The following is a 9,129-nucleotide window of genomic DNA, read 5'->3' as shown; positions in this document are numbered from 1 at the left end:
GCCGCCGTAGCTGGTGGTCACCTGTTGCTGACGGTCTTCGACGATCAGGTAAGTCTGCACGAACAGATTACCCGCGCTGCCCGCAGCGGCCGGGCGCAGGCCTCGCTGATCCAGCTGATCGGCCACCGACTGGCGGATGCGCTGTTCGGTCAGGTCGCTCTTGATCCGCGGATCATCGGGACGATATTGCAGGGCGGGGTCTTTCCAGCTCCAGCTGCGATAGGCGGCAAAATCGCGGCTGGCGTCGAAGTCATGATTGACCTGGTTGCCGGCGCAGGCACTGAGAAGCGCAGCCACAGCCAGTATAGCGAGACGGCGGAACATGATATTTCTCCGGTTGAAGACATGAACCTGATGGCTTCTTTAGCGTAGAAGCTAATTGGGAGGATACGCCGACATGGCCTTTTCCACAGCCTCCCGGATCGCATCGGCTTGCGCGCTCTGGCTGCCTTTACTGCTGGTTTCGGCGCTCGAACTCCACACGGGTTGACCGCTTTGCGCATCGAACAGGTCCACCTGCACCACCACGACCTGCTCCGAATACGTGCGAACAATCGGCACTGTGTTGTACATGCCGTAACCGCTGCCGTAACCGCTGCCATAGCGGTTGTAACCGCCATAACCGCCGCCGTAGTAACCGTAGTCGTCCCGAACCTGACGCAGGCGGGTTTCCAGATGCAGATTGGCGCTGACGAACAGGTCTGCCGGGCGATTGTCATGCAGCGGACGCAAACCGCGTTGATCGAGCGCATTGCTCACCGCCTCCGCCACTTGCGCCGAGTCCGCCCAGGCGGTGCCCGGCGGCAGGCGCCCGTCGAGCCAGGCCCAGCTGCGGTAGCGTCCGTAGTCGCGCGGCGGTGCCGGGTAGGCGCTGCGGTCAAACGTGTTGGCCGCACCGGGCGGCGCTGGCGGCAAGGGGTTGGACGTCGCCACGTAAGGATTGCTGCCTTGGCACGCGGCCAGCCCCAGGCAGATCATCAACAACCCTGAACGACTTTTCATTTCGCGCTCCGATCAGACCGGCCGACAGATCCAGTGCAAGTAGCGCCCAAGTCCGGCAAAGCTTGGGTGACGCCGGTGGGCCAGTTCCATTTCGAGCAAGTCCACCAGTTCGGCGCGGGCCTGGAATTCCACCGGCATGTAGTCGTGGAAAACACGCACCCCGCTCTGGGTTTCGACCTGCCACAAGCCCTCAAGTTGCGCCGCCAGTTCACGCGGATCAAGGGGCTGCTGCGGGGTCAGGCTTTGCTTTTCGCCGGCCATGTCGTTCTTGCGCATTTTGCGGAAATGGCCCTTGAGCAGGTTGCGGTAGATCAGTGCATCGCGGTTGTAGAAGGCCAGGGACAACCAGCCGTCCTGCCGGGTCAGTTGATGCAGCACCGGCAGGATCGCGTGGGGTTCGGCCAGCCATTCCAGCACGGCGTGGCACAACACCAGGTCGTAAGGTTCGGTGAGCTGACCGAGCAGCTCCTGCCACGGCGCCTGAATGAATGTCGCGCTCTGCCCGGCGTCGGCGAAGCGCTGGCGGGCGCCTTCGAGCATCGGCTCGGCCGGTTCGGCCAGCGTCACGTCATGCCCGCGCTGGGCCAGCCACAACGACATGTGGCCAAGACCAGCGCCGATGTCGAGTACGCGCAAGGGTCGGTCCGGCAGGGTTTCGGCCAGATCGGCCTGAAGCACGGCCAGGCGGATCGCACCTTTGGCACCGCCGTAGATCTTTTCGGCGAAACGCGTCGCGAGTTGATCGAAATGACGGTCGCTCATCAGCTGAACCTCCGTTCACTGTCGGCCAGTTTGCTGCGCACTACTTCATTCATGTCCAGGCCCAGCTCGCTGCACAGCAACAGTAGATAAAGCACGATGTCACCGACTTCCTGCCCGGCGTGGGCCAGTGTGTCTGCGGGTAATTGTCGCGACTGGTCTTCGTTCAGCCATTGGAATATCTCCACCAGCTCGGACATCTCCACGCTCGCGGCCATGGCCAGGTTTTTCGGGCTGTGGAATTGCTTCCAGTCATTGCGGTCGCGGATGGCGTGCAGGCGTTCGGTCAGTTCAACAAGGTTCATCGGGCTCTCCTGAAGGCGTATAGCTTCGGGGGGATGGCCGGGGATGGCAAGTGCGCCGTTTTTTGTGGGAGCGAGCCTGCTCGCGAAAGCGTCATCACATTCAACATCAGCGTTGACTGTCAGACCGCTTCGCGAGCAGGCTCGCTCCCACAGGGGTGCAACCTCTATGCGACGAGGGAACTCGCCAGCGTGATCAATGGCCCAAGGCTCAACCACTTACATCAGGACGTTAACGACATGCAGGTAGAAAGTTTTTTCGAATGGCTCGGCCAGGCCATAGGTTCGGTCATCCGCTTTATCGTTGACGGCCTCAGCGGCCTGTTCAATCTGTTGAGCCATGCCGGCAGCAATTTCGTCGAAGGGTTGTCCCGGGCGTTGGGCATGGACACTTCGATCATCAGCATCATCGCGTTGATCCTGGGGCTGATGCTGTTGTGGTCGGCGATCCGGGCGTTCATGAATGCGTCGATCATCATGGGGATCATCTGGCTGCTGCTGGGGTTGTGGTTGCTGAGCTGGATCATCCACTAACGCCACCAACACCTGTGGGAGCGAGCCTGCTCCGGGCGGCGTTCCGACGATGGTGTGTCAGCCGCCACCCACGCTGCTGACACACCGTCGTCGGAACGCCGCCCGGAGCAAGCTCGCTCCTACAATGGATCACGGCAGATTCAAAATGAATCGCTACAATGCCGGCTCTCCAAGGAGTCTGCATGTCCAACCTGATCGCCGACTGGCGCGACCGCCCGACCCATCGCCGGGTCTGGGCGCTCGCCGCGCCCATGATTCTTTCCAACATCTCCGTGCCGCTGGTGGCGCTGGTGGACAGCACCGTCATCGGCCACTTGCCCCACGCCCATCAACTGGGCGCCGTTGCGGTCGGGGCCAGCCTGTATACCTTTCTCGCCTGGGCCATGGGATTCCTGCGCATGGGCTCCACCGGGTTTGCCGCGCAGGCCGCCGGGCGCGGGGACGGCGCGGCGTTGCGGCAGATTCTGTTGCAGGGTTTGTTGCTGGCCATGGGCCTGGCCATTGTCCTGGGTGCACTGGGCGTTCCGTTGAGCGGTGTCGCGCTGCACTTCATGCAGCCGTCGGCAGAGCTGGATCAACTGACCCGTGAATTCTTCCACACGCGACTGTTCGGTCTGCCCGCCGCGCTGGCCAGCTATGCGCTGGTCGGCTGGTTCCTCGGCACCCAGAACGCCCGGGCGCCTTTGGCGATCCTGCTGAGCACCAATCTGGTCAACATCGCGCTGAACCTGTGGTTCGTCCTCGGCCTGGAATGGGGCGTGGTCGGGTCAGCCCGGGCTTCGGTGATCGCCGAATGGACCGGCGCGCTGATCGGCCTGCTGATGACCCGCAAAGCCCTGCGCGCCTACCCCGGCCACATCGTCTGGGCGGCGTTGGCGCTGTGGCAGAGTTGGCGACCGCTGCTGGCGGTCAACCGCGACATTTTTATCCGCAGCCTGTTGCTGCAATCGGTGTTTTTCCTGATCACCGTGCAAGGCGCGCGGCTGGGTGACGCCACGGTCGCCGCCAACGCCCTGCTGCTCAACGGTTTGCTGTTAACCGCACACGCGCTCGATGGATTGGCCCACGCCGTGGAAGCGCTGTGCGGGCATGCCATTGGCGCACGCGACCGCGACGCCCTGCGCCGTTCGCTGGTGGTGGCCTGTGGCTGGTCGTTGTTGGCGAGCGTGGGATTTGCCGGGCTGTTTCTGTTCGCCGGGCACTTGTTCATCGAGATGCAAACCGACATTCAAAGCGTGCGCGACACCGCGTTCATCTACCTGCCCTACCTTGCCGCCCTGCCGTTGATCGCGGTCTGGAGCTACTTGCTCGACGGTCTGTTTATCGGCGCCACCCGCGCCCGGGAAATGCGCAACGGGATGCTGCTGACGGTGCTCATGCTGTTGCCGTTTGCATGGGCGTTGCAAGGCCTGGGCAACCACGGGCTGTGGATAACATTCCTGTTGTTCATGGTGCTGCGCAGCCTGATCCTCGGGGCAATTGCGTGGTTTCTGCGCAACAACGACGGCTGGTTCACCGGACGAGCTCACTGACCCGCCGCTGCCCGGTTGACCCGTCGCCCAATTGTGCTCGCCAGAGGGTTGGACCTGTTGCTCAGGATGGATCGTTTTGCCAGCGTTGGCGCAGGCTGTCGAGACGCTCCTGTTGCGTCAATCCCGACAACGGTGGCACCCATAAAGCGCGGGGATGCTGCAAGCGTAGCCATAACCAGCCGTCGAGCACCGGCCGCTCGCTGAATCCCAGCGCCAGGCCCTCCTGCACGTGGGACCACAGGCTGCTGTAATCAGTCCCGGTGGAACGGCTCCAGCGCCAGGCGTGCTGCTCCAGCACGCACGTTTGCAGCTTTTCCCGTTGCCGGGGGCTGAGGTCTTCTTCCACCGCCAACGGGCGGACGGCGAGCCGCGGATTGAGCAACTGTTGCCAGCCCTCACTGCCGATCGCGCGGTCGGCCCAGGTGCCGCCGAACCAGTGCAACTGATCGATCGGGCCCAGCCAGCGACTCAACTCGAGCGCATCACAGGCATCAAAAAAATAGCTGGCCGTGTTGGGGTTGTAGTAACTCAACAAGGCCCGATGATGCAGCCCGAACGCCACCGTCAGCATGCGCCGCAGATGCGCCAGCAAGGTTGACGCTGATGCCTCGCTGACCACCAGCAGACCGCGCCAGGCATGCGTTTGGCCGTAGCACAACTGCGCCAGCGCCGGACACGTGCGAAGGTCCACGAGCGCGGGGCCGGCTTCGCGCAATGCGTGCAACTCAGTACCCTCGAACAACCGGAACCAGCGGGCCTGTGCCAGGCCCTGTTGCCGTGTCGCGCTCGCTTCAGGTGCCCCCGGGACGTCCAGCAACAGCCATTGCGGGGTTGCGCCGATCATGCCGCACCGCTCTGGCCAAACAGCGACACTGCCCGACAGGTACACGGTGCCTGAGTGCAATGACTGAAACTGCCTCCACCGGGTAACAGACACAACAACACCAACGGTTCGCCCGAGCGCAGGAGCGTCAGCAAACCTTCGTCGGGTGACTCGTTTTCAGGCAGGCTGGGCACTTTGGCTTCTTCGGCCAGCGGCGTCGCCGGTAGAAACCCGCAAATCAACGGTTGGTCCGGATCGCCCTCGATGAAACTCACCACCACCTCGGTCCCCTCGCACAGTGGCGGGACGCTCGACCTTTGCAGCTCCGCAGCCACCGGCAGCCAACAGTGGCTGGGGGTCGCGCCCTCCCCCTGATAGAGCCAGTCGAACTGCACCGCCACCGTTCTGGCCGGATCGGGCCGGTCTTCATCGACGTCAACCACCCAGGCCCGTTGCAGGCTGTGCATGCGCGGTTTGGTCCCGCAGTGGGGTGACACCAAGGGCGCTTCCCAGTGAATCGCGCGGATCTGGTTGCTGTAAGGCGTCAGCAGGTCCTGACTCCCCTGGTGCTCGACATGGGTCAGCAACCAGAGATGATTCCACTCGGCAACCGGGTGGCCGGTCAGCGGCATCAACTGCCCGCTGCGAAGCGCCGCGAGGTCCGTGCACCCCTCGGCAACTTGCACCGTCCGTTCGTCCATGCGTAGCTGGAACTGCCGCACCGCCGGTTGCTCGCGTTCGCCCTGAAACAGCGCGTCGTCGCCAAGGCGAAAATGCCCGCGACCATCACCAAATACCACGCAGTGCCCGCGCGCATGGTGCTCGAAGTGATAGTGCAGCGATTCCTGGGCGCACAACCGCTGGAGAAATTGCAGATCGGATTCCCGGTACTGCGTGCAGAAATCCCGGGGCGGGTAAACGCCACTCAACTCAAACCGGCGATCCTTGTCGGTGATGCCGTGTTCCTTGAGCACCTGGCTGAGGATCTCCGGTACCGACAGCGCACTGAAAATTCGCTGGCTGAAACGCTGGGAAAGACACGCCAGCTTCGGCCCCAATCGTACGTGGCAAAGCCGGACGCTCGGGCCGTGGTCACGCTGGACAAGTTCGTGCAGTTGTCCGTGGAAAGTGCTGCCCTCGGGCCCGACATGCAAAACGGCCGGACGGTACAGCAAGCTGCCAAGGTCAAGGGTCGGGTCATCGATCAGCAGATCCACGTCGAACACAAAGGGCTCGCTGATCGCTTCTCTACCGGTAAAGGCCAGAACTTCGAAAGGGTCGGGCAGACCGGCTACATCCAGACGAAATGAAGGTTCGTTGGCTGGATCGAACATCGGCGATTCTCTACAGGAGGGGCGGCCGGGGATTCTCGCCGAGAGACATGGCCGAGTAGAGTGCCGAAGTACAACTTAGGAAATGGCCTACGCGAAAAGAAGACCATATGGCTTGGATAGCCGGGTATGTCGGGTGTTTCGCTGAAAAAAAAAGAACCGTCCCACCAGGTCATCTGAAATTTCCGCAGCGTGCGGAAACTTTTCAGACAACCCGATGAGTACGGTGACTTACTTCAAGACGACAGGTAAGACGAACGGGTCAGGCCCAGACGCAAGGCGTCGAGGAACTGGGTACGTTCGGCGGCCGTGATACGCGCACTGGCGCACTTGTCGCGGTAGTGGGTCATCAGCTCTTCCGGCGACAAATGCACGTAACGCAGCATGTCTTCGATGGTGTCGTGGGTTTCGATACCCGCGTGGTACACGCTGCCGTCGGCATTCTGGTAGATGTTCACCGAGTCGGTGTCACCGAACAGGTTGTGCATATCGCCAAGGATTTCCTGGTAGGCGCCCACCAGGAAGATGCCCAGCAAGTAATCTTCACCTTCGTTCAGCGCGTGCACCGGCAGGCTGGTCTCGATGCTCTGCTCGTCCACGTATTGCTTGATCTTGCCATCGGAGTCGCAGGTCAGATCCTGCAGGACCGCACGACGCAGCGGCTCTTCGTCGAGACGGTGCAACGGCAGGATCGGCAGGACCTGGCCGATGGCCCAGGTGTCCGGCAGGCTCTGGAACACCGAGAAGTTGCAGATGTACTTGTCGGCCAGCTTGTCGTTGAGTTCGTCGAGCACCTGACGGTGCGAACGCTGACGTGCCTTCAGCGAATTGTGCAGGCGACGGCACACCGCGAAGTAGCACTGCTCGGCCAGGGCTTTCTCGGCCAGGGTCAGTTTGCCGTCGGCATACTGGGTCGCCACATCACTCATGTAGTGCGTAGCGCGCCAATAGGTTTCGGTGACCATTTCGATATCGGTCGGACCCAGCAGGTCAACCAGCCACTGGACGGTTTCCGGCAGCGCTTCCTTGTTCTCGATTTGCGGTATTTCGTCGTTGTGTTTCTCGACGTCAGTTACCTGCACCACCAGCATCGCGTGGTGGGCGGTCAGCGAGCGGCCGCTTTCGGAGAAGATGTTCGGGTGCGGCAGGTTCTGCGCGTCGCAGAATTCCTTGAGCATCCCGACCACGACGCCGGCGTAATCGTCCATGTCATAGTTGATCGAACTGGCGTTGCGCGAGTGCGTGCCGTCGTAGTCCACGCCCAGACCGCCGCCAACGTCGATGTGATCGACTGGCAGGCCGAGGTTGCGCAGCTCGCCGTAGTAACGAATCGCTTCCTTGAAGCCGTGCTGGTAGTCCGCCAGGTTGGCGATCTGCGAGCCCATGTGAAAGTGCAGCAGGCGGATGCCCTGATCCAGGCCCGCCGCGCGGAAACGCTCGACCACCGACAGCAGTTGCGCCGCCGACAGGCCGAACTTGGATTTCTCGCCGCCGGTGTCCGCCCACTTGCTCGATGCCAGGGACGACAGGCGCACGCGCAGACCGACCTGAGGCTTGACCTTCAGCGAAGCGGCTTCTTCGATCACCAGCTCAACTTCGGATTCTTTCTCGATCACGATAAACACGTTGTGCCCGAGTTTCTGGCCCATCAGTGCCAGGCGGATGAACTCGCGATCCTTGTAACCGTTGCAGACGATGGTGCCGCCCTTCGGCGCCAGCGCCAGCACCGCCAACAGCTCCGGCTTGGAGCCGGCTTCCAGGCCAATGGACACATCCTGGGTGGCGATGATGTTCTCGATCACCGCTTCTTGCTGGTTAACCTTGATCGGGTACAGCGCGGTGTACTTGCTCTGGTATTCCAGGCGCTCGATATTGGCATCGAAGGCACCGGTCAACTGGCGGACGCGGTCTTGCAGAATGTCAGGAAAACGCACCAGCAACGGCAAGGACAGGCCGCTTTTGCGCAGCTGGTCAACTTGCTCGAAGAGGTCGATAGGCGAACTGGTCGGACCGTTCGGACGAACTTCGACGCGACCGGCGTCATTGATCGCGAAATATCCGGCCCCCCAATGGCGAATCCCGTAAACACTGCGGCTGTCCGCAACTGTCCATTGGCTGCCATCGTCTTTGCGTGTGCGTCGTACGGACATTGAAGTCCCCTATAAAGAAGTCATAGAGCGTCACCTGGGTTCAGGCTGGCGCAGTCTAAAAGATGAAAATGACGGTTCGTCAACGAAGGGATAGACCTCGCTGACCGCAGTGAGTTTAGAAACCGGTCAGAACAGGCTCTGTGAAAACCATGTAAGCGACTCCAGACCCGCGATAAATCCGGACCGGGTCAAGCCGTGGGTGGTTTTCACAGAGGCTGCTAGCCGCCGGACTTCTTTGCCTTGAAACCGAGTTTGATCAGCTCGCCCAACAACAGCTCGACATGATCGCCCTGGATCTCAATGATGCCGTCTTTCAACGCGCCACCGGTCCCGCAACGTTTTTTCAACGTGGTGGCCAGGTCCTTGAGGGCGTCTTCGGCCAGCGGCACGCCGGTGATGGTGGTCACCGTCTTGCCACCACGGCCCTTGCTTTCGCGACGCACGCGAGCGATGCCGTCGCCGGTCGGGATAATGGTCTGTTTGCAGATACAGGCGTCCACCGGCTTACTGCAATCCGGGCAATGACGACCTGCGTCGGTGGAAAATACCAAGCCACCAAGGGCGGCGAAGGATGCGGCTTTTTTGGCCACCGGCAATCCTCTCGGGAGGACAAAGACTGGTCGCGGCACATCGGCCATCGACCGCGAAGCCCCACTCAGGCAGGGGCAGCGCTACTGAACCGGAAAAACCCTGTAG

10 protein-coding genes are annotated in these 9,129 nt (G+C 61.8%); 2 read left to right on the top strand and 8 right to left on the bottom strand.

Going from position 1 to position 9,129, the window contains the following annotated elements; translation table 11 throughout:
* The 4 genes from F8N62_RS20435 to F8N62_RS20420 all read right to left on the bottom strand — a co-directional run.
* Nucleotides 1-324 (bottom strand): DUF4136 domain-containing protein (locus F8N62_RS20435; protein WP_150712374.1); only part of this gene is annotated, 324 nt, incomplete at its 3' end.
* 51 nt (nt 325-375) lie between these two features.
* Entirely contained in the window at nt 376-1,002 is a 627-nt protein-coding gene (locus F8N62_RS20430) for a DUF4136 domain-containing protein (RefSeq protein WP_150712373.1), read from the bottom strand.
* Between the two features lie 12 nt (nt 1,003-1,014).
* Complete coding sequence (locus tag F8N62_RS20425; RefSeq protein ID WP_150712372.1) at nt 1,015-1,764, bottom strand: methyltransferase domain-containing protein; 750 nt, start codon at nt 1,762-1,764, stop codon at nt 1,015-1,017.
* A complete protein-coding gene (locus tag F8N62_RS20420) occupies nt 1,764-2,066 on the bottom strand; it encodes a MazG-like family protein (protein ID WP_150712371.1) in 303 nt (100 codons plus the stop codon). The genes F8N62_RS20425 and F8N62_RS20420 overlap by 1 nt, the downstream gene beginning before the upstream one ends.
* Nucleotides 2,067-2,303: 237 nt before the next feature.
* On the opposite strand from F8N62_RS20420, the gene F8N62_RS20415 reads away from it, so the two are divergent.
* Nucleotides 2,304-2,597: a hypothetical protein gene (locus tag F8N62_RS20415; RefSeq protein ID WP_149419345.1), complete on the top strand. Its 294-nt coding sequence runs from the start codon at nt 2,304-2,306 to the stop codon at nt 2,595-2,597.
* A gap of 182 nt (nt 2,598-2,779) precedes the next feature.
* A complete protein-coding gene (locus F8N62_RS20410; protein WP_150712370.1) occupies nt 2,780-4,129 on the top strand; it encodes an MATE family efflux transporter in 1,350 nt (449 codons plus the stop codon).
* Nucleotides 4,130-4,190: 61 nt separating this feature from the next.
* On the opposite strand, the gene F8N62_RS20405 is transcribed toward F8N62_RS20410, so the two are convergent.
* From F8N62_RS20405 to F8N62_RS20390, 4 genes are all read right to left on the bottom strand, one after another.
* On the bottom strand, nt 4,191-4,973 hold the full coding sequence (locus F8N62_RS20405; protein WP_150712369.1) for a DUF4123 domain-containing protein: 783 nt from the start codon (nt 4,971-4,973) through the stop codon (nt 4,191-4,193).
* A complete protein-coding gene (locus tag F8N62_RS20400; protein ID WP_150712368.1) occupies nt 4,970-6,286 on the bottom strand; it encodes a contractile injection system protein, VgrG/Pvc8 family in 1,317 nt (438 codons plus the stop codon). The genes F8N62_RS20405 and F8N62_RS20400 overlap by 4 nt, the downstream gene beginning before the upstream one ends.
* 233 nt (nt 6,287-6,519) lie before the next feature.
* Nucleotides 6,520-8,433, bottom strand: a complete 1,914-nt coding sequence (gene speA / locus F8N62_RS20395) for an arginine decarboxylase (RefSeq protein ID WP_150712367.1) — start codon at nt 8,431-8,433, stop codon at nt 6,520-6,522.
* Nucleotides 8,434-8,651: 218 nt separating this feature from the next.
* Entirely contained in the window at nt 8,652-9,023 is a 372-nt protein-coding gene (locus tag F8N62_RS20390; protein WP_150712366.1) for a translation initiation factor Sui1, read from the bottom strand.
* Between the last annotated feature and the right edge of the window lie 106 nt (nt 9,024-9,129).

This window comes from Pseudomonas fluorescens (genome assembly GCF_902497785.1).
Taxonomy (GTDB): Bacteria; Pseudomonadota; Gammaproteobacteria; order Pseudomonadales; family Pseudomonadaceae; genus Aquipseudomonas; species Aquipseudomonas fluorescens_BO.
Note: the sequence above shows the minus strand (reverse complement) of the source record. Positions and strands in the feature narration are given on the sequence as shown.